19 protein-coding genes are annotated in these 20612 nt (G+C 62.7%); 3 read left to right on the top strand and 16 right to left on the bottom strand.

Annotated elements, in window-relative coordinates:
- Positions 1-12 precede the first annotated feature (12 nt).
- Positions 13-1044, top strand: coding sequence for an ABC transporter permease (locus JQ629_RS19180; protein WP_212413980.1), 1032 nt, complete (start codon positions 13-15; stop codon positions 1042-1044).
- Positions 1045-1177: 133 nt separating this feature from the next.
- Here JQ629_RS19180 and JQ629_RS19175 read toward each other — a convergent pair whose 3' ends face one another.
- The 4 genes from JQ629_RS19175 to JQ629_RS19160 form a co-directional block, all read right to left on the bottom strand.
- Positions 1178-2506: an ATP-binding protein gene (locus JQ629_RS19175; RefSeq protein ID WP_212413979.1), complete on the bottom strand. Its 1329-nt coding sequence runs from the start codon at positions 2504-2506 to the stop codon at positions 1178-1180.
- Positions 2503-3438: a HAMP domain-containing protein gene (locus JQ629_RS19170; protein WP_212413978.1), complete on the bottom strand. Its 936-nt coding sequence runs from the start codon at positions 3436-3438 to the stop codon at positions 2503-2505. The genes JQ629_RS19175 and JQ629_RS19170 overlap by 4 nt, the downstream gene beginning before the upstream one ends.
- Positions 3435-4175 (bottom strand): response regulator, encoded by a 741-nt coding sequence (locus JQ629_RS19165; protein WP_212389024.1) that lies wholly within the window; start codon positions 4173-4175, stop codon positions 3435-3437. The genes JQ629_RS19170 and JQ629_RS19165 overlap by 4 nt, the downstream gene beginning before the upstream one ends.
- A 1180-nt stretch (positions 4176-5355) precedes the next feature.
- Positions 5356-6513, bottom strand: a complete 1158-nt coding sequence (locus tag JQ629_RS19160) for an acyl-CoA dehydrogenase family protein (RefSeq protein WP_212413977.1) — start codon at positions 6511-6513, stop codon at positions 5356-5358.
- A 285-nt stretch (positions 6514-6798) separates the two neighbouring features.
- Between JQ629_RS19160 and JQ629_RS19155 the strand changes: the two genes are divergently transcribed.
- Together JQ629_RS19155 and JQ629_RS19150 are read left to right on the top strand one after the other, a co-directional pair.
- The gene (locus JQ629_RS19155) at positions 6799-7452 is read left to right on the top strand and encodes a winged helix-turn-helix transcriptional regulator (RefSeq protein ID WP_212035451.1); all 654 of its coding nucleotides are present in this window, start codon (positions 6799-6801) and stop codon (positions 7450-7452) included.
- A gap of 45 nt (positions 7453-7497) precedes the next feature.
- Positions 7498-8862, top strand: a complete 1365-nt coding sequence (locus JQ629_RS19150) for an FAD-binding oxidoreductase (RefSeq protein WP_212413975.1) — start codon at positions 7498-7500, stop codon at positions 8860-8862.
- Between the two features lie 220 nt (positions 8863-9082).
- Here JQ629_RS19150 and mtnK read toward each other — a convergent pair whose 3' ends face one another.
- The 12 genes from mtnK to nuoI form a co-directional block, all read right to left on the bottom strand.
- The gene (mtnK, locus tag JQ629_RS19145; protein ID WP_212413974.1) at positions 9083-10393 is read right to left on the bottom strand and encodes an S-methyl-5-thioribose kinase; all 1311 of its coding nucleotides are present in this window, start codon (positions 10391-10393) and stop codon (positions 9083-9085) included.
- A gap of 39 nt (positions 10394-10432) precedes the next feature.
- Entirely contained in the window at positions 10433-10780 is a 348-nt protein-coding gene (locus JQ629_RS19140; RefSeq protein ID WP_212413973.1) for a hypothetical protein, read from the bottom strand.
- A gap of 72 nt (positions 10781-10852) precedes the next feature.
- On the bottom strand, positions 10853-11128 hold the full coding sequence (locus JQ629_RS19135; RefSeq protein ID WP_212413972.1) for a DUF1467 family protein: 276 nt from the start codon (positions 11126-11128) through the stop codon (positions 10853-10855).
- Between the two features lie 6 nt (positions 11129-11134).
- Complete coding sequence (mce, locus tag JQ629_RS19130; protein WP_192733440.1) at positions 11135-11539, bottom strand: methylmalonyl-CoA epimerase; 405 nt, start codon at positions 11537-11539, stop codon at positions 11135-11137.
- 40 nt (positions 11540-11579) lie between these two features.
- On the bottom strand, positions 11580-13250 hold the full coding sequence (locus tag JQ629_RS19125) for a ribonuclease J (RefSeq protein WP_212263535.1): 1671 nt from the start codon (positions 13248-13250) through the stop codon (positions 11580-11582).
- Complete coding sequence (locus tag JQ629_RS19120; RefSeq protein ID WP_212413971.1) at positions 13250-14062, bottom strand: biotin--[acetyl-CoA-carboxylase] ligase; 813 nt, start codon at positions 14060-14062, stop codon at positions 13250-13252. Before JQ629_RS19120 ends, JQ629_RS19125 begins: the two co-directional genes overlap by 1 nt.
- A gap of 61 nt (positions 14063-14123) precedes the next feature.
- Positions 14124-15563 (bottom strand): NADH-quinone oxidoreductase subunit NuoN, encoded by a 1440-nt coding sequence (gene nuoN / locus JQ629_RS19115; RefSeq protein WP_212413970.1) that lies wholly within the window; start codon positions 15561-15563, stop codon positions 14124-14126.
- Positions 15564-15573: 10 nt separating this feature from the next.
- Positions 15574-17082 (bottom strand): NADH-quinone oxidoreductase subunit M, encoded by a 1509-nt coding sequence (locus tag JQ629_RS19110; RefSeq protein WP_212413969.1) that lies wholly within the window; start codon positions 17080-17082, stop codon positions 15574-15576.
- Complete coding sequence (gene nuoL, locus JQ629_RS19105; protein WP_212413968.1) at positions 17082-19160, bottom strand: NADH-quinone oxidoreductase subunit L; 2079 nt, start codon at positions 19158-19160, stop codon at positions 17082-17084. The genes JQ629_RS19110 and nuoL overlap by 1 nt, the downstream gene beginning before the upstream one ends.
- Positions 19161-19168: 8 nt before the next feature.
- Complete coding sequence (nuoK, locus tag JQ629_RS19100) at positions 19169-19477, bottom strand: NADH-quinone oxidoreductase subunit NuoK (RefSeq protein WP_028162793.1); 309 nt, start codon at positions 19475-19477, stop codon at positions 19169-19171.
- Complete coding sequence (locus JQ629_RS19095) at positions 19474-20112, bottom strand: NADH-quinone oxidoreductase subunit J (protein WP_212413967.1); 639 nt, start codon at positions 20110-20112, stop codon at positions 19474-19476. The genes nuoK and JQ629_RS19095 overlap by 4 nt, the downstream gene beginning before the upstream one ends.
- A gap of 9 nt (positions 20113-20121) precedes the next feature.
- Complete coding sequence (gene nuoI / locus JQ629_RS19090; RefSeq protein ID WP_212263767.1) at positions 20122-20610, bottom strand: NADH-quinone oxidoreductase subunit NuoI; 489 nt, start codon at positions 20608-20610, stop codon at positions 20122-20124.
- Positions 20611-20612: the final 2 nt, after the last annotated feature.

Raw genomic sequence — 20612 nt, 5'->3', positions numbered from 1 at the left:
GGAGAACTTTGAATGGCAAGTGAAGGCGCGACAGTCCCGGCGGATCGCAAGCGACCGCGCAGCGTCGGCAGGTTCCTGCGCTCGCAGATGCGCAACATCGCGCCGTTCCTGACGCTGATCTGCCTTACCGGCTTTTTTGCCGCCGCCAGTCCGTCGTTTGCGACGCTCGACAATTTCGGCAATATCCTGACCCAGGTCTCGGTGACCGGCATCATCGCCGTCGGCCTCACCTTCGTGATCCTGTGCGCCGAGATCGACCTGTCGATCGCCAGCATCGCCAACGTCACCGGCATCGCGGTCGCCTATTTCACCCTGCAGGAATCCTACGTGAACATCGCCAACGTCCCGATGCCCGGCTGGGCCGCGGTCATGCTGGCGCTCGCGCTCTGCGCCCTGCTCGGCGTCGTCAACGCTTTCGGCCTCACCGTGATCGGCATCCCCTCCTTCATCATGACGCTGGCGATGATGCAGATCGCCGCGGGCATTTCCGCGCTGCTGGTGCGCGGACAGATCGCCTACAAGGTGCCCGACGTGATCACCACGCTCGGATCGGGGTCGGTCGGCGGTATCCCATGCATCGTGATCGTGGCCGCGCTGATGCTGCTCGCCGGCCATCTGGTGCTGACCTACACCCGTTTCGGCCGCTACGTGTACATGGTCGGCGGCAACCGCGAGGCGGCGGAATATTCCGGGCTCAACGTCAAACTCATCCTCGGCAGCGTGATGGTGATCGCGGCGGTCTGCTCGGGGATCGGCGGCATGCTCGGCGTCGCCCATTTCGGCAGCGCGCAGCAGAACGAATTCGACACCTATCTGCTCGATTCAATCGCCGCCGTCGTGGTCGGCGGCACCAGCCTGTTCGGCGGCCGCGGCGGCATCGGCAACACCATCGTCGGCCTGTTCGTGCTCGGTGTCCTCAACAACGGCCTCGACCACGTCAATATCGACAGCTTCCTGAAGATCCTGATCCGCGGCCTGATCCTGCTCGCGGCGCTGGTGATCAACGTCTATGCGCAGCGGCTGCGGGAGAGAGCGGTCGAATGACGCCGGCGTTTTAGCCCGTGAAGCCATAAATCTGCCGAGGGCAGACATTTTGCCAGAGTCCGCATTGCGTCCCGTGGACGCGACGGGTCGGTCATCTCGCCACGAAATCATCCGCGTTAAAGTCATCGTATTGTCAGCGCAAAAATTCGAGGCGCGCTTCCAATCCGCCGCCATCACGATTGGCGAGCGTGAGCGTCCCGAGAAGCGCGCTGGTAAGTTGCTGGGCGATGGCAAGGCCAAGCCCGGTGCCGCCGGTTTCGCGATTGCGCGAAGCCTCGACCCGATAAAACGGCAAGAATACCGACTTCAGATGCTCGTCGGGAATACCGGGGCCCCGGTCCGATACGGTGATCGTGATGCCGTTCGACCGCTGCGCATCGATGGCGACTTCGACATCCTCGCCGAATTTCAGGCCGTTATCGATCAAGTTGATCATGATGCGGCGCAAGGCCTGCGGGTGCGTGAGAATCGTCACCCCGCGTTCTCCGGAAAAGCGAAGAGATTTTCCGGCGTCGGAATAGTCGCAGACGAGGCTGTCGATAAGGGCATGCAGGTCGGTCTGACACCGCTGCTTGCTGAGCTCGTCGCGTCCGCGGGCCAGGGCAAGACCCTGCTTGACGAGCGTCTGCATTTCCTGCAGGTCGCCCTGCAGCCTTTCCTTGGCGTCGCTGTCACCCAGGAAATCAGCGCGCAGCCGCATGCGCGTGATCGGAGTCTGAAGACGGCGCGCTATCCCCGCCAGAATCTGGATCCGCTCCACAGCCTGCCCGGCAATGCGTCGCTGCATGGCGTTGAATGCGGTAGCGGCGCGCGCCACTTCCTTCGGACCATCCTCCGGGAGCAACTCGCCGCGCAGATCCGAACCCAGGCTGTTGGCCGCGCGCTCGAGGCGCACCAGCGGTTGTGTCGCGAGCTTCACGGCAATCCAGGTGAGGAACGCGAGAGCAAAGAGTTGAACGGCGAACGCCGTCGGCAACCAGGGCGAAATCACCGTCCTCTGTGCGACGAATTCGACCATCAACGGGCTGCCGTCCTTCAGGTGAACGAGCCAGCCCAGCCGCCGTCGATTCAGTGGATCGAGGTAGAAGATAGATTTCGCGTCGTGGCCGGCCCCTAGCATGGCCCTCAAACGCGCTAGGCGCTCTTGTCGTCGTTTGGATGGCGCCGCTTCTATCTCTCCCCCACCTCCGAGAACGTACCGATATGTAGGTCGACTGAGACGTTCGAGCCAGGCGGACCGTTCTTCGGTCTTGACCCGGTCGAGGATAGCGATCGTGGTCGCGATGTACCTGATGAAATAGTCATCCCCTATCTCGCGGCTGAGGCCGAAGACATTAAAGGCAACCAGACCAAAGGACAGCACATGTGTAGCCAGGAGACCGCCGAACAGGATGATCGCCAGCCGGCGGAACAGTGAGTCCGGCCAAAGACGCGCCGCCGTACGCCGAAAACGGGCGCTCATGACGGCTCCCGCAATGCTTCGACGGCGACATGCGCGGTGGCCCCGGGGCCAATGTCGTCGTACTCCCGCGCCAGGGCAAGGCCCTGTTTGACGAGCGTCTGCATTTCCTGCAGGTCGCCCTGCAGCTTTTCCTTGGCGTCGCTGTCACCCAGGAAATCGGCGCGCAGCCGCATGCGCGTGATCGGAGTCTGAAGATCGTGCGAGATCGCCGCCAGAATCTGGATCCGTTCCGCGACCTGCTCGGCAATGCGGCGCTGCATGGCGTTGAACGCGGTAGCCGCGCGCGCCACTTCCTTCGGACCATCCTCCGGGAGCGGCTCACCGCGCAAATCCGAACCCAGGCTGTTGGCCGCGTGCTCCAGGCGCGCCAGCGGTTGCGTCGCGAGCTTTACGGCAAGCCAGACGAAGAATGCGATAATACAGAGTTGAACGGCGAGCGCCGCCGGCAACCATGGCGAAATGGTTGCCCCCTGCCCGAAGATCTCGAGCGTCAGCGGGCTACCGTCCTTCAGATGCATGAGTATGCCCCGTCGCGATCGCGTCGGTGGATCGAAGTAGACAAAATTCGCCTCGTAGGCGGGCCCCAGCAGGGCCCGCAAACGCGCGATGTTTGCTTGCCGACGTTTTGGTGGCTCCGCTTCCAGCTCTCCCCCATCTCTGAGAACGTATCGATAGTGCAGTCGAGAGAGGCGGTCGAGCCAGGCAGGTCTTTCTTCAGGCTTGACGTAGTCCAGGATGGCGACCGAGTCCGCGACGTCCACGGCAGCAAATTTATTCCCCAGTTCGTCTTCGATAGCCATGTGGTCGAGGACAATCAAAACGAAGGCCAGCACATGTGCAGCTACAAGGCCGGAAAACAGGATCATCGCCAGCCGGCCGAACAGGGAGCCCGGCCAAAGACGCGCCGCCATACGCCGAAAACGGGCGCTCATGACCGCTCCGGCAATGCCTCGACGGAGACTGCAAAGACGTAGCCTTCGCTGCGCACCGTCTTGATGTAGGACGGCTCCCGGGCGTCGTCGCGCAATCGCTGGCGAAGGCGGCTGACAAGAAGGTCGATTGACCGATCGTAGACTTCGGTCTCACGGCCTTGCGTCAGGTCGAGCAGCTGATCGCGATTGAGGACATGTTGAGGGTGATCGAGAAACACGCGCAACAATCGGTATTCGGCGCCACTCAACGAGACCACGGTTTCGTTGGAGTCGACCAGGAAACGCCCGGTCGTATCGAGCTTCCATTCGCCGAAGCGAAAGAGGCGGGCTTTTTCCGATGCCGCAAGGTTGCGGGGCAGCATCTCGGCCCTGCGCAAAACCGAGCGGATTCGTGCGAGCAGCTCGCGCGGGGCAAACGGCTTCGTGAGATAGTCGTCCGCCCCCATCTCAAGGCCGACGATACGGTCTGCTTCATCGCCGCGCGCCGTCAGCATCAGGATCGGAATGTCATAGGGTTGATTTGCGCGCAAGTTGCGACAGAGCGTGAGGCCGTCGTCCCCGGGCAGCATGAGGTCAAGCACGATCAGATTGACCCGGTGGTTTGCGAGAACCTCGCGCATCTGCCGGCCGTTGGCCACCGTAGTGACCCGATAGCCGTTGCCGACAAAATATCGGTCCAGCAGTTCGCGTAAACCCAAGTCATCGTCGACGACGAGAATGTGGTCCGAATTGCCCATACACGCCATAGTACCCAACCGGCGAGGCAAGCGACATCCTATTTTGTAACGTAATGTATCGACACGCCGGCCTGACATGGAAAATTTCAAAATGGGCACAAACGGAAATTCGCGAGACACATCGGACACTTCCAGTTGGGGCTTCTCGTCTTTTTTGGAGGCGGTGTCGATGAACCTGGACAAGGACATGCTCGCCTTGCCCGCCGAGGCCAAATTGAGCGCGCCCGCGCCGTCCTGGGACGGCATTAATGTCCGGATTTGGGAGAACGTCTCATGAGAATGTCGTCAAGCCTATTTGCACCCTCAGCTGTCGCGATCCTGTCAACGGCATTGTTGTGCGGCCTGAGCGGTACGGCAATGTCGCAAACCGCAACGGGCTCAACCACCCCGCTTCCGTCACGGTCGACGCGCCGAAGCAGGTGGCAAGGCCGCTTCGGCCGGCGGTAAGGTCACAAAGGCCCGCTCGGGTGGCACACACGGTTGCATCTCCCCGGAGATCGCCAGCCGCGGCAATACGATCGACTTCGCCAAGTGCCATACTGGCGGGGCCAGGTACAACCATGGAGAAGCTTGCCGCGTTCGAGAAAATCTCCAACAATTGCAACGATGGTTGCCAAACAAGTTTCAAGTACGGCAACCAACCCTGGAATGGATGCTCGGTGTCGGGGGGGGTTCCGCCTCCTTTTTCGCCAACGTGCAGAAACGTACACAACTACAAAACCTATGCTGAGTGCCAGAACAGCAGACTGTTTTTGGGTGGGAGCAACGCTGGCGCCTGGTGGTATTGCAGCAGCCTGCTCGCCGGAGGGAAGTTGGCCGGGGAGAAGCCTCAGGTCGCAGAACTCAAGCGATCAGGGCGTCGCTAGTCCATACCGCCCGCTGGCTGCGCAAGTCTGGCCAAGTCCGCAATCCGCCGAAAGCGGAAGTGGATCAGGCTTGGCCAGCCGCTAGCCCTTACCCACCGAATTCTGCTCGCGGCGCTGGTGATCAACGTCAATGCGCAGCGGCTGCGGGAAAGGTGCATTCCAGGCCGTGAACCCAAATCAACACGCGGGTTGCGACAATGCGTCTCTCCTGTGCGCGGGAGAGAAGAATCGCGAACGATTGAGGGGCCTGCCTCGCTCGGAGACAGACCCCTCAACCGCTTCTCTTGGGAAGAGAGAAGAGAGTCGCGTGTATCCTAGAACACCTTGTCCACCGGCAGGCCGAGCGCCATCGAGCCGGCATATTGCGCCTGCGGACCGGCCTGCAGCGGGTGGTAGCGGGCGGCCTGGATGTCGCGGAAACGACGTTCCAGTCCGGTGGCGCGGTAGAAGCCGGCGCCGCCGGCGAGCTCCATCGCAAGCTCCACGGTGGCAATGGCGTGGCGCGCGACGAGCGTGCGGCCGGTCATCACCTGATTGATGGTCTCGGCCGAAGGCGCATCGAGCCGCACCGCCGCCAGCATGTGTTCGCGGGCAAGGCGCGCACCGGCCAGTTCGGTGTCCATCCGGCCGGCGAGCTGGATCATGTGGTTATCGACCTTCTTCTTTTTCGCGACACCAACCGCGATGTCGCGGGCGCTCTCGGCGACGCCGAGATAGACCGAATAGATCAGCGGGAACGCGATGGTTGCGATGATCTGGAACAGCGGATGCCATTCGCCGGCCTTGCGCTTCACCGCAACGGCTGCTTCCGGCACCACATGGCCGTCGATCATGACGTCGTTGGAGCCGGTGCCGCGCATGCCGAGCGTGCGCCAGTTGTCCATCACCTTCACCTGCGGCGAGTTCATCGGCAAACCGAAGTGCAATACCTGCGCCGGTTCGCCTTCGCTCTCCAGCACGGCGGTGGTCATGAACAGGTTCGCGGCCGGCGAGCCGGAGGCAAACACCTTGCGCGCGGTGATGCGATAACCGCCGTCGACCTTCTCGGCCTTGCCGGAGCCGCCGATCCAGTCGCTGCCGCCGCTCGACAGCAAAAAGATGCGCTCGGCAGCGATGCGCTTGAGCAAGGGCTCGACCGGCGCCGCCTTCTGCACCTTCCAGCGCCAGGCGGGAATCGCGACCTGATGGGTGTGCATGGAAAACGCCAGCGCGGTGGAGCCGCAATGCTGGCCGAGGATGCGCAGCATTTCGGCGAGCTCATCGATACTGGCGCCGCCGCCGCCAAGTTCAGTGGGCACGCCGGCCTCGACCAGGCCCGCTTCCTTCAGCGTGGCAAAATTCTCGGCGACGAACTGGTCCTCGTCAGTGGCGGTGGCGGCGCGCTCGGCGAAGATGGGGCCGAGCTCGCGGGCGATCTCGACGGGGCTGCGGTGCGTTGTCGCATCGATGGCGCGTGCTGCGTTGCTGCTCATGGTGATCCCTCCATTCATTGGGACATTCGCGAGTACGCGAGATGTCTAATGCCCCGGAAACTAGGCCCGGGCGCAAAATCCCTCCAGTTCAGGAAGTGTACTGCCGCGTCGGCGATGCCCCGCAAGCAAAACAGCCCACTGTAAACACTGGATTATTCGCTTCCATGTGACAGCCGACAGACCAGAGCGGTATAGTATCTGTACTGCCCCCGCGCGTGCATGAGGAGATTCCCGTTGCCCGACAAAAGCGAACGCGGAAGCTACGGGCAGTTCTGCCCGGTGGCGATGGCGTCAGAGATCTTCTGCAACCGCTGGACCGCGCTGGTGCTGCGCGAATTGCTCTGCGGCACCACGCGTTTCAACGAACTGCGCCGCGGCGTGCCGCGGATGTCGCCGACACTGCTGTCGAAGCGGCTGAAGGAGCTGGAAGAGGCCGGCGTGATCGTCGCGGTGCCAACCGGTCAGCACGGCGTGGTGGACTACAAGCTGACCGAGGCGGGCGAAGATCTGCGCGGCATCGTCATGTCGCTCGGCTTCTGGGGGCAGCGCTGGGTCGAGTCGACGCTGTCGCTGAAGAATCTCGATCCCGGGCTGTTGATGTGGGACATGCGACGCAACCTGCAGCCGACGCCGTTGCCGCCGCGCCGCACCACCATCAATTTCATCTATCCGGAAATGCGGCCCGACCGGAAATCATGGTGGCTGGTGGTCGATCGCGAGAAGGTCGACCTCTGCCTCACCGATCCCGGCTACGACGTCGACCTCTATGTCAGCTGCCCCCTGCGCTCCATGACCGCGGTGTGGATGGGCGTCGCCAAGCTGAACAACGAAGTCGAGGCCGGCCGCATCAAGGTCACCGGCGACAGCTCGATCGCCAAATCGATGCAGCAATGGCTGGGCCTGAGCCCCTTCGCGCAGGGGCAAAGGGCGGTGGTGTAGCTGGAAGCGGGCCGTTACGGTTAGGACTGTAATCGGAGATGAACCATGATGGTCAAAGAGGCAGCACTGGCACAGCTTCGAACGGCGCTCCGGGGCTCCGTGCTCACGTCCGGCGACGTCGGCTACGACGCCGCACGGCAGATCTTCAACGCGATGATCGACTGTAGGCCAGCGCTGGTCGCGCGATGCGCGACGGCCGCAGATATCCGCGCTTGCGTCGGATTTGCGCAAGCGCACGGGCTTGTTGTTTCGGTGCGCAGCGGGGGCCACAACGTCTCCGGCAAGGCGGTCGTCGATGGCGGGCTGATGATCGACCTCTCGCTGATGAAGGGATGCCGCATCGACCCGGTGCACCGCACGGCCCGCGCCGAGCCGGGGCTGACGCTCGCTGAATTCGACCATAACTGCCAAGTGTTCGGCTTGGCCACCACGATGGGCGCTGTCTCCCCTACAGGCATCGCCGGCCTTACGCTTGGCGGCGGCTTCGGCTGGCTGTGCAGCAAGTACGGCCTCACCTGCGACAATCTATTGTCGGTCGACATTGTGACTGCCGATGGTCGTTTGCGCACTGCCAGCCCTCTTGAGCACCCCGATCTGTTCTGGGCCGTGTGCGGCGGCGGCGGCAACGTCGGCATCGTCACGTCGTTCGAGTACCGCCTGCATGAAGTGGGGCCGGTGCTGGGCGGGAGCGTCGTGTTTCCGTTTGCCAAGGCCAAGGATGTACTCGCCTTTTACGACGACTTCGCACCCAGCTGCCCCGACGAGCTGAGCGTCAACGCCGCTCTGTGGACCACCGCCGACGGTGTGCCAGCCGTCGGCATCGGCGTCGCCTGGTGTGGAGCGCTCGATCTCGGCGAACGCGTGCTCAGGCCGCTGCAAACCTTTGAGACGCCGCTCGCTGACACCATCGCGCCAATGCGATACGTCGACCGCCAGCGCGCCAGCGACGCTTTCTTCCCGCCTGGACGACGACACTACTGGAAGGCCGGCTGGCAGCGTCGGCTCGCGCCCGCGGGAATCGACGTGATAGTCGAGTTCGCGGCGCGGCGTCCGTCACCGTATACGAGACTTTCGCTCCAGCAGATGCACGGTGCGGCTGCACGGGTGCCGCCGAGCGCGACCGCATTCGTCCACCGTCATGACCAATGGGAGGTCCAGATGCTGTCGCAGTGGCTTGAACCCGCCGATGACGAGGTGAACATCGGCTGGGCCCGCGAGTGCTACGCCGCGCTGGAGCCGCATCTCGAACGCGCCGTCTATGTGAACATGCTCGGCGGTGATGAGACCTCTCGCATCCGCGAAGCTTATGGCGCCAACTACGAGCGATTAGCCGCCATTAAGACGATCTACGACCCGACGAACTTCTTCCGCAGCAATCAGAACGTGGCGACGACGCCTCGGTTGAACTGAGGAGAATTGCATAATCGTTGCTGCGTGCAGCGTCGGCCGGATTCAGTGCAGGGACCATTGGAGCAGCAACATTCGCAGATGTCCGGCTTTACCCCAATAGCGGCCATCGGCGCGCGATTAGGGCATGTCCGTCAAGGTCATTCGCAACCGGGTCGAACCAGCAGCAAGTCCGTAATCCGCCGAAAGCGGAAGTGGACCACGCCCGAGCCAGAGCAAGTCCTTACCCACCAAAATCCGGCTGCCAGTCGCGCATGTCTCGCGCCGCCCGGGTCACGGCACCGATTGAAGCAAACGATGCCGGGTCCAGCAGCATCGCGCGAGCCAGACGCAGGCTTCGCGCCTCGCAGATAGCCCGACGTTTCGGGTCCTCGATCAGCTCGAAGTCGATATTGTGAGCCAATCCGAGGATACGGCGGATGATCTTGGCCGCGGCAAACCCGACGGTGTCGCCGAACAGCCGCACCATGTAGGCCTGCCGCTCGGCCTCGAGGCGAACAGCACCATCCGCGCCGGCAAACAGCGACGGCGGATAGGCATCGCCCTTCGCTTCGGTGCGCCACAACTCGACGAATTTTCGCGCGAATTCCGTCCATACACCCTCGACCGTCTGCAACAGCCATGCCTCGAAGGCGCGCCGGTCGCCGGGCGAATTTTCGTGGCCGCTGGAGGCGAGATAACCCATGAGGAGATTTGCGATGACGGCGCCGATATCGAACCCCATCGGCCCATAGAATGCGAATTCGGGATCAATCACCTTCGTCTCGCGCTCCGTCACCATGATCGAGCCGGTATGAAGGTCGCCGTGGATCAGCGCTTCCGGCGAGGCCATAAACCTCAGCTTGAGCCTGGAGATCGCGACATGCAGGTCGAGGTCGTCGCGAAAGCGCGTGGCGGTCGCGTCCAGCCAGGGCTGTGTCCAGCGGTTCTGTTCGGCGATGCGGTAGGGATCGGTGAAGATCAGATCCTCGGTGATCTTGCACAGCGCATGATTGCCGGCGAAGGCGGCAATGCCGTCCTTCTTTTCGGCGGCGGGGACCGCGAGATCGGAGCTGAAGAACAGCGTTCGCGCCAAAAACGTCGTGATGTCGTCGACAAAACGCGGATAGCTGGTTCCGGCTACCAGCCCCTTGCGCATGATGATATGCGGCGCAAGAAACTCCATCGCGATCAGAGCAAGCGCCTCATCGTGGTGAAGGACCGCCGGCACCAGGGCGGGCACTAGCCGGGCCTGATGGGTAAGCGCCAGATGTTCATAATGCGAGCGCGACAGCGGCAGCGGCCAGCTCTCGCCGACCAGGCGCACATAGGGCAGCGCCTGCTTGACGGCGATGCTGCCAGCCCCGCCGCGCACGATGAAGACAAGGTTGAGATTGCCGTCGCCGACCTCGCTGATCGACCAGGTTGCCGGCGCACCGCCAAGCTGGCTTGCGATCGCGGGAAGCTGCGCGAGATAGTCGCGCAGGTCAGCTTCGCGCAGAATTCGGTATTGGTCCGGCCGGGGGGTATCCAACACTCGCTCGCGTGCGGTCATCGGTCGTCGCCTCCGGTTGTTGACGCCTGAGCTTCGGTCTCAATCCCGCTCGAGGAAGCTGGAACCGATGTCGGCCTTTTTCTTGATCGGATCGTAGTCGCAATAGACGCTGTCGGCGACCAGCGTGTAGCTCGCGATGATCGTGTCCTTGTTGAGCTTGACCGAATTCAGGCCGATCGCCGCGGTCTGTTTGCCGCCATTCCATTTGAACGGCGTCGAGCTCTGCGCCTTCTCGCAGGCCACGACGGCGTCGGGAAAGACCGCTTGTTCGACGAAGGCTTTGACCGTTCGAAGCTGGTTCAGTGTCTTCCAATTCATGTAGAACGATCCGCCAAGGCCGGCGGCGAGCAGGATCACCAGAGCGATCATGATGCGTTGAAAAGTCATTTCTGTTCTCCCGGCAAGCTAGTGCCTGGCCTCGCCGCGCCGCATGTGTGCATTGAGGTACTCAAATTGCCCCTAGAACGGCGTCCCCATCAGCTTGGCCAGCCGCTCGATATTAAAGAATCCCTGATAATAGGCCCACATCGCGATGGCGAAAATGACCGCCGATATGATCGTGGTCCAGATCAGCTTGCCACCCATCCGCGCCATGATCGGGGCGCCGGGATCGGTGCCGGGGGCGCCCTCGCCGTCCTCGTGCTGGCTGCGCACGCCGAACGGCAGCGTCACGAACAGCACGACCCACCACAACACGAAGTAGATCGCGAACATCGTCGAGATGTTGTAGGCCATGCTGGTTCAGGCCTGTTCGATTTCGACGAGCGCGCCGGAAAAATCCTTCGGATGGAAAAACAGCACCGGCTTGCCGTGGGCGCCGATCTTGGGCACGCCGTCGCCGAGCACCCGCGCGCCCTCGCTGATCAACTTGTCGCGCGCCGCGATGATGTCGGGCACGTCGTAGCAGATATGATGGATGCCGCCGTCGGCGTTGCGCTCGACGAACTTGGCGATCGGCGAGGCGTCGCCGAGCGGCTGGATGAATTCGATCTTGGTGTTCGGCAACGTCACGAACACGGTGATGACGCCGTGCTCGGGCAGCGGCACCGCGCCGGAGATTTCGGCGCCGAATGCGCCACCATAAATCCTGGCCGCCTTCTCGGCGTCCTTGACCGCGATCGCGACATGATTGAGCCGGCCCAGCATCGTTGCTCCTCCCCTAGTACCCAATTCCGCGGAACACGCGCTAGATCGTCAGCACATGCACGAGGCAGATCGGCTTCTTGCCCCAATGTTCGTTCAGCACCGCGCGTACCGCGCGACGTACCGATTCCGCGGTGGCATCGGCATCGCGCCGCCGCGCCCGCGGCAGGCCTTCCACGGTCGATACCACCACATCGAACACGATGTCGTCGAGGGGTTCGCCGGCCGTATTCTTCTCGGGGATGCCGACCAGATCGACCTCGGGATCGTCGGCCAGCTCGCCCTTGTCGGTCATCGCGATCGCCACGAAGGCACAGCCGGCAAATCCCATCCGCCGCCGCTCCACCACGGCGCGCGACTTGGAATCCTCCAGGATGGTGCCGTCCTTGTAAATCCGGCCCGAAGGTAGTTGGTCGATGATGCCGGGGTCGCCGGGGCCGAGCTTGACCAGGTCGCCGTTTTTGCAAATCAGGACCTTCGGCACACCCGCGGTGCGCGCCAGCTTGGCGTGCTCGGACAGATGCAGGGCTTCGCCATGCACGGGGATCAAGAGTTGCGGACGCACCCAGGAGATCATGTCGCGCAGTTCGTCGCGGCGAGGATGGCCGGAGACATGGACCAGATCGGTGCGGTCGGTGATGACCTCGATGCCCTGCGTGACCAGGCCGTTGATGATGCTGCCGACCGCCTTCTCGTTACCGGGAATGGTGCGCGAGGAGAAGATTACGCAGTCGCCCTTGTTCAGCGTCACCTGCGGATGGTCGTCATTGGCAATGCGCGCCAGTGCCGCGCGCGGCTCGCCCTGGCTTCCCGTGCACAGCGCCAGCACCTTGTCCGGCGGGAAATGGCCGTAAAGATCGGCGCCGCGGAAATTCTGCACACCGTCGAGATAGCCGGTTTCGCGCGCGACCTGCACCACCCGTTCCATGGCGCGGCCGACCACGACCACTTCGCGGTCGGCGGCCTTGGCGGCGTCCGCGACCGCCTTCAGGCGCGCGACATTGGAGGCGAAGGTGGTGACGGCGACGCGGCCCTTGGCGGCCTTTACCAATTTCGTAATGGTGGCGGCGACCTCGGTCTCCGAGGGCGAGCGCCCGTCCCGCACCGCATTGGTGGAATCGCCGACCAGCGCCAGCACGCCCTCGTCGCCCAGTTCGCGCAGACGGCGCTCGTCGGTCGGCAGGCCTATGATGGGCGTCGGATCAATCTTCCAGTCGCCGGTGTGCAGCACGGTGCCGACCGAGGTGTGGATCGCCAGCGCGTGCGATTCCGGAATCGAATGCGCAACCGGGATGAATTCGACGTTGAACGGGCCGAGATGGACACGCCCCCCTGAAGGCACCACCGTGACCGGAATTTTCGGCGGATTGCGCTCGGCCGCCAGTTTGGCCTCGAACAGAGCCGCGCTGAACTTGGTCGCGTAGATCTTGCATTGCAGCTTCGGCCAGAGATCGATGATCGCCCCGAAATGATCCTCATGGGCGTGCGTCAGCACCAGCCCCATCAGGTTCTTGCGTTCCTTCTCCAGGAAGCGGATGTCGGGCATGATCAGGTCGATGCCGGGCAAATGCTCCTCGTCGCCAAAGGAGACGCCGAGATCGACCGCGAGCCAGGATCGTTCGTGGCGGTTGCCGAGCCCGTAGATCGACAGGTTCATGCCGATCTCACCGACGCCGCCGAGCGGCGCAAAGGTCAGTTCATCTGGTCTAGCCATCAGGCAGCTCCCACGGAGGCCGCCGAGCCAAAATAAACCTCGCCCGCGGCGATCGGGAGGTGTTTGCCTTCTGCGGTCCGCACGATCAGGCAGCCGCTTTCATCTATCGTGTCGAACGTGCCTGCGATAGTCGCAGTTCCGGTCTGGATTGCGACCGGCTCACCAAGGCCGGCGGCGCGCGCCAGCCACAGCCGGCGGATTTCAGCAAAACCGCGACCATTGTCCCAGATGCCGCGGAACTCGACCCAGGCGTCCGATAGCACGGCGAACAGCTCCTCGGCGCCGACATGGACACCTAGCGCCGCCAGCGAAATGGCTGGCGTCGGCGTGCCGGTGGGGGCTGCGACCACATTGGTACCGATCCCGACCACGACAGCCAGCCGGTTGCCGGCGACAGCTTCGGCTTCGAGTGAAATACCGACCAGCTTTTGCTTCTCGACCAATACGTCGTTTGGCCATTTCAGCTGAAATTTCAATGGGTCAGAGCCGGCCCTTCGCAGATTGGCTTCGATGCTCACCTGCTGTAGTGCGCTCGCGATCGCGAGCCCGGCAGCAAAGCCCAATGTCGCTGCGGTCGCGGGTGCGACGTCGATAACCTCGAGAACGCTGCTGGCGAGGTTGCCGCGCGGCGCGATCCAGGCGCGCTGGCGCCGTCCCTTTCCTGCCGTCTGTTCCGTGGTGACGAACCAAGTCGATCCGGGCTCACCACTGCGGGCGTGCGCCATCGCCTCGGTATTGGTCGAGCCGACCTGGTCGAAGGCGGCAAGACGGTAACCCGCCGATGTGGCCCGGGGACCGAGCGCGAAAGTCATTCTAGATTTCTGCGCATGATCTTCTCCGAAAACCGGTTTCCACTTTTCGGGATCATGCGCGCTAAAACAGCGACTTCGCCGCGGCCGCGGCCACGCTGACCAGCAGCCCCGGATAGACGAAGAAGAAGATCGTGAAGATGCCCGTGATCGCCAGCACCACGCGCAATTCGGTGCGCATCGGGTCGAGCTCACCCGCCGGCTCGTCGAAATACATCACCTTGATGATGCTGAGATAGTAGAACGCGCCCACGACACTGGCGAGCACGCCGACCACGGCGAGCGTGAACAGGCCTGCCTTGATCGCGGCGACGAACACGTACCATTTGGCGAAGAAGCCCGCGAGCGGCGGAATGCCGGCCAGCGAGAACAGCAGCATCGCAAAGACGAAGGCGAGCAGCGGATTGGTGCGCGACAGGCCGGCAAAGTCGCTGATCTGCTCCATCGGCTGGCCGTTCCGCTTCATGGTCAGGATGACCGAGAAAGTGCCGAGCGTCATCGCGACATAGATCGCGATATAGACCAGCACGCCCTGCGCGCCCTCGACGGTGCCGGACGCGAGCCCGACCAGCGCAAAACCCATATGGCCGATCGAGGAATAGGCCATCAGGCGCTTGATGTTCTTCTGCCCGATGGCGGCAAACGAGCCCAGCACCATCGAGGCGATCGCCACGAACACGATGATCTGCTGCCATTGCGAGACGATGCCCGGGAATGCCGTCAGCGCCACGCGCGTAAACACCGCCAACGCTGCGACCTTCGGCGCGGAGGCAAAGAACGCGGTTACCGGCGTCGGCGCGCCCTCATAGACGTCGGGCGTCCACATGTGGAACGGCACCGCGGAGACCTTGAAGCAGAGGCCCGCGAGCAGGAACACGAGGCCGAACACGAGCCCGATGTTGCCGGTTTTCGCAGCCGCCGCGATGCCAGCGAAGCTGACGGTGCCGGTAAAGCCGTAGATCAGCGACGCGCCGTAGAGCAGCATGCCCGAAGACAGCGCGCCGAGCACAAAATACTTCAGGCCGGCTTCGGTGGATTTGGCGTTGTCGCGGTTGCTGGCGGCGACCACGTAGAGCGCCAGACTCATCAGTTCCAGCCCGAGATAGAGCATGATCAGGTCGCCGGCCGAGATCAGCACCATCATGCCGAGCGTCGAGAGCAGCACCAGGATCGAATACTCAAAGATCCGCCGCGACGGATCGGACAGGAATTCCGCCGACAGGATCAGGGTCGCGCCAGAGCCGATCAGCGCCAGAATTTTAAGGAAACGCGCAAAATCGTCGACGATGAAGCTGCCGCCGAAGGTCGTGAGCTTGCCGGCCGGCAGCATCAGCTCCAGCACGCCGGTCAGGATCAGCAGGCATACCGCAAGGCTTGTAACGAGCTTCGTCGTCCCCTCGCCGCCGCGATAGGCGCCGAGCATCAGCAGTGCCATGGCACCCGCGGCCAGCACCAGCTCCGGCAACACCGGCAGCAACTGATAACCTGCACTCTGGAAGCTCATGGAAAAGGCCTTACTGGATCAACGCGGCTGCCTTCACGGCAGTCACGGCGGTGTTGTAATTGTTGACGAGTTGCTGAACCGAGGCCGCCGACATGTCGAGCACCGGCTTCGGATAGACGCCGAACAGGATGGTGAGGAAGACCAGCGGGAACAGCATCAGGCCTTCGCGGAACGTGAGGTCCTTGATGCTGGCGAGCGCCGGTTTTGTGAGCGTGCCGAACACCACCTTGCGATAGAGCCAGAGCGCATAGCCCGCCGACAGGATCACGCCGATCGTGGCGAAGGTCGCGGTCGGGATCGAGACCTTGAAGGTGCCGATCAGCGTCATGAATTCGCCGACGAAGCCGCTTGTGCCGGGCAGCCCGACATTGGCCATGGTGAACACCATGAACACCAGCGCGTAGAGCGGCATCCGGTTCACGAGGCCGCCGTAAGCGGCGATCTCGCGGGTGTGCATGCGGTCGTAGACGATGCCGACGCAAAGGAACAGCGCGCCCGAGACGATGCCGTGCGAGATCATCTGGAACACGCCGCCGGCCACGCCCTGCGTGGTGCCGGCGAAAATGCCCATGGTGACGAAACCCATATGCGCCACCGACGAATAGGCGATCAGCTTCTTGATGTCTTCCTGCATCAACGCCACCAGCGAGGTGTAGATGATCGCGATCGCCGACAGCGTAAAGACGATCCATGCGAAATCATGCGACGCCAGCGGGAACATCGGCAGCGAGAAGCGCAGGAAGCCGTAGCCGCCCATCTTCAACAGGATCGCCGCCAGGATCACCGAGCCTGCGGTCGGCGCCTCGACGTGCGCGTCCGGCAACCAGGTGTGCACCGGCCACATCGGCATCTTCACCGCGAACGATGCAAAGAACGCCAGCCACGCCCAGGTCTGCAGGGAACGCGGCACGGCGGTGTGCATCAGCGTCGGGATATCGGTGGTTCCGGCGTTCCAGTACAGCGCCATGATCGCCAGCAGCATCAAGACCGAGCCGAGCAGCGTATAGAGGAAGAACTTGAATGACGCGTAGACCCGGCGCGGGCCGCCCCAGACGCCGATGATCAGGAACATCGGGATCAGGCCGCCCTCGAAGAACAGGTAGAACAGCACGAGGTCGAGCGCCGAGAAGGTGCCGATCATCAGCGTTTCCAACAGCAGGAACGCCATCATGTATTCGCGCACCCGCATCGTCACCGATTTCCAGCTCGCGATGATGCAGAACGGCATCAGGGCGGTGGTCAGGATCACGAACGGCAGTGAAATGCCGTCGACACCCATGTGGTAGGTGATGCCGCTCGCCAGCCACGACGCCTTTTCAATGAACTGGAAGTCCGGATTGGTCGCATCGAAGCGCCAGACCAGGATCAGCGAGACTGCAAAGGTGACCAGCGTGGTCCACAGCGCGATCCAGCGCGAGTTGCTTCTCGCCGCCTCGTCGTCGCCGCGGCTGATGTAGATCACCAGCGCGCCGAACAGCGGCAGGAAGGTGACGACCGAGAGAATGGGCCAGGTTGTCATCACTGGCCTCCCAAGCCGAACATGAACCAGGTGATTAGTCCGGCAACCCCGATCAGCATCGCGAATGCGTAGTGATAGAGATAGCCGGTTTGGATCTTCACGACGTTGCGGGTGACATCGAGCACCCGCGCGGAAATGCCGTCGGGGCCGAAGCCGTCGATGACATAGCCATCGCCCTTCTTCCACAGGAAGTGGCCGATCCACTTGGCCGGGCGCACGAAGATCAGGTCATACAGCTCGTCGAAATACCATTTGTTGAGCAGGAACTGGTAGAGCATCGGATGCTGGCTGGCGAGTTCGACCGGCAGATAGGGCCGGCGGATATAGAAGACGTAGGAGATATAGGCGCCCACCACCATCATCACCGTCGGCAGGTACGCGATCCACGCCGGGATGTGGTGCATCTCTTCGATGATGTTCGGGTGCATCTTCAGGGATTCACGGAAGAACTCGGCCACGCCGTGGCCTGCGAACAATTCCTTGAACGGGAAGCCGGCCAGGATCGAGCCTGCGGCGAGGACGCCGATCGGGACCAGCATCCACAGCGGCGCCTCGTGGGCGGCTTCGTAGTGCTCCTGATCGTGCGGTTCGCCGTGGAAGGTCTTGAAGATCAGACGCCAGGAATAGAACGAGGTCAGGCCGGCCGCGACCACCGTCATCAGGAAGCCGTACATCGCGAACGGATTATGCGAGACGTAGGCAGATTCGATGATCGCATCCTTGGAGAAATAGCCGGCGGTGAGCGGGAATCCGGTCAATGCCAGCGTGCCGATCACCATCACGATATAGGTGAAGGGAATCCGGTCCTTCAGCCCGCCCATGTTGCGGATGTCCTGCTCGTGATGCATCGCGTAGATCACCGAGCCGGAGCCCAGGAACAGCAGCGCCTTGAAGAAGGCGTGCGTGAACAGATGAAAGATGCCGACCGAATAGGCCCCTGCCCCCATCGCCACGAACATGTAGCCGAGCTGCGAACAGGTCGAGTAAGCGACGATGCGCTTGATGTCGTTCTGCACGAGGCCAATCGTCGCCGCAAAGAACGCGGTGGTGGCGCCGAAGAACATCACGACGGCCTGCGCATTCGGCGCCAGCTCGAACAGCGGCGACAGGCGCGCCACCATGAACACGCCGGCGGTGACCATGGTCGCGGCATGGATCAGCGCCGAGACCGGCGTCGGGCCTTCCATGGCGTCCGGCAACCAGGTGTGCAGCAGGAACTGGGCGGACTTGCCCATCGCGCCCATGAACAGCAGCAGGCAGGTCAGCGTCAGCGCGTCGGCATGCCAGCCGAACACGTCGATGGTCTTGCCTGCGAGCCCCGGCGCGCCCGCGAAGATGGTCTCGAAATCGGTGGACTTGAGCAGCATGAACACGGCGAAGATGCCGAGCGCGAAGCCGAAATCGCCGACGCGGTTGACCACGAAGGCCTTGATCGCCGCCGCATTGGCCGACGGCTTCTGGTACCAGAACCCGATCAGCAGATAGCTGGCGAGACCGACGCCTTCCCAGCCGAAGAACATCTGCACCAGGTTGTCCGAGGTCACCAGCATCAGCATCGCGAAGGTGAACAGCGACAGATAGGCAAAGAAGCGCGGCCGGTGCGGATCCTCGTCCATGTAGCCGATGGAATAGAGGTGCACGAGCGCGGACACGGTGTTGACCACGACCAGCATGACCGCGGTCAGCGTGTCGACGCGCAGCGACCAAGCGACCTGCAGATCGCCTGAATTGATCCAGGGGAACAGGGCAATGCGCGCGTCATGATGCATGAAGCCGACATCGACCAGCGTGACCCAGGAAAGGGCAGCCGAAATCATCAAGAGACCGGTCGTGATCAGTTCCGCTGCACGCGAGCCCGCGGCCGGCGGCTCGGACACGTGGTGATCGTCATGGCCGTGGTCATCGTGGGCATGGTCGTCGTGGGCGGCTGACGCATGCGCGTGCGCGTCGTGCCCATGGCCGTCATCATGATGTTCGACCGTGTCGCCGCTCGGGTTGCGCGCATGCGCCCCGAACAGCGCGATCAGGCCGGCCAGAATGGCGCCCAGCAGCGGCAGAAAGACGATTGCCTGAATCATAGCTGCGCCTAGCCCTTCATCAAATTAACGTCTTCAACCGCGATCGAACCGCGGTTGCGGAAGTACACCACCAGCACGGCAAGGCCGATCGCGGCCTCGGCTGCGGCGACCGTCAGCACCAGCAGCGCAAACACCTGGCCGACGATGTCGCCGAGGAAGGTCGAGAACGCCACCAGGTTGATGTTGACCGAAAGCAGGATCAGCTCGATCGACATCAGAATGACGATGATGTTCTTGCGGTTGAGGAAGATGCCGAGGATCCCGAGCGTGAACAGGATCGCGCCGACCGAGAGGTAATGTCCGAGCCCGATCGTCATTTCACCCACTCCGCCGCGTCCGCGTCCTGCAGGCCCTGGCCCGCGGCCACCTTGCGCACGCTCATCGCGAGCTCCGGTGTCCGCGCATTCTGCACGTTGATGTCCTGCCGCTTGACGCTGACCTTGTGGCGCAGCGTCAGCACGATGGCGCCGATCATCGCGACCAGCAGCACCATGCCGGCGAGCTGGAAGTAATGGATGTACTTCGTATAGAGCACGAGGCCGAGCGCCTCGGTGTTGCTGATATTCGTCGGGATTGCCGCCGTGATGTTCTTGGTCACGGACGGATTGATCGCCCAGCCGCCGACGACCAGCAGGAGCTCGAACACGAAGATGCCGCCGATCACGAGCCCGATCGGCAGATACTGCATGAAGCCCTCGCGCAGCTCGACGAAGTCGACGTCGAGCATCATGATCACGAACAGGAACAGCACCGCGACCGCGCCGACATAGACCACGATCAGCATCATGCCGAGGAATTCGGCGCCCATCAGGATGAACAGGCCCGAAGCGTTGACGAAGGCCAGGATCAGATACAGCACGGAGTGCACGGGATTGCGCGAGACAATCACCATCACCGCCGACGCCACGCAGATGCCGGCAAACAGATAGAAGAACAGCGCGGGAAGGATCATACCCTCACCTCACCGGTACGGCGCGTCGAGTTCGATCGATTTTGCAATCTCACGCTCCCAACGGTCGCCATTGGCGAGCAATTTCGCCTTGTCATAATACAGTTCCTCGCGGGTCTCGGTCGCGAATTCGAAATTCGGTCCCTCGACAATGGCATCGACCGGGCAGGCTTCCTGGCACAGGCCGCAATAGATGCATTTCACCATGTCGATGTCGTAGCGCACGGTACGACGGGTGCCGTCGTTGCGGCGCGGGCCGGCCTCGATGGTGATGGCCTGCGCCGGACAGATCGCCTCGCACAGCTTGCAGGCAATGCAGCGCTCTTCGCCGTTCGGATAGCGGCGCAGCGCATGCTCGCCGCGGAAGCGCGGCGAAATCGGGCCCTTCTCGAACGGATAGTTCAGCGTCGGCTTCGGCTTGAAGAAGTAGCGCATGGCGAGGAAGAACGCCGATACGAACTCGGTCAGGAGAAGCGAGCGGGCTGTTGCGTTGATATTGATGC

The sequence above is a fragment of the Bradyrhizobium sp. AUGA SZCCT0222 genome (assembly GCF_018130205.1).
GTDB lineage: Bacteria > Pseudomonadota > Alphaproteobacteria > Rhizobiales > Xanthobacteraceae > Bradyrhizobium.
This window is presented reverse-complemented; position numbering and strand designations above follow the sequence as displayed.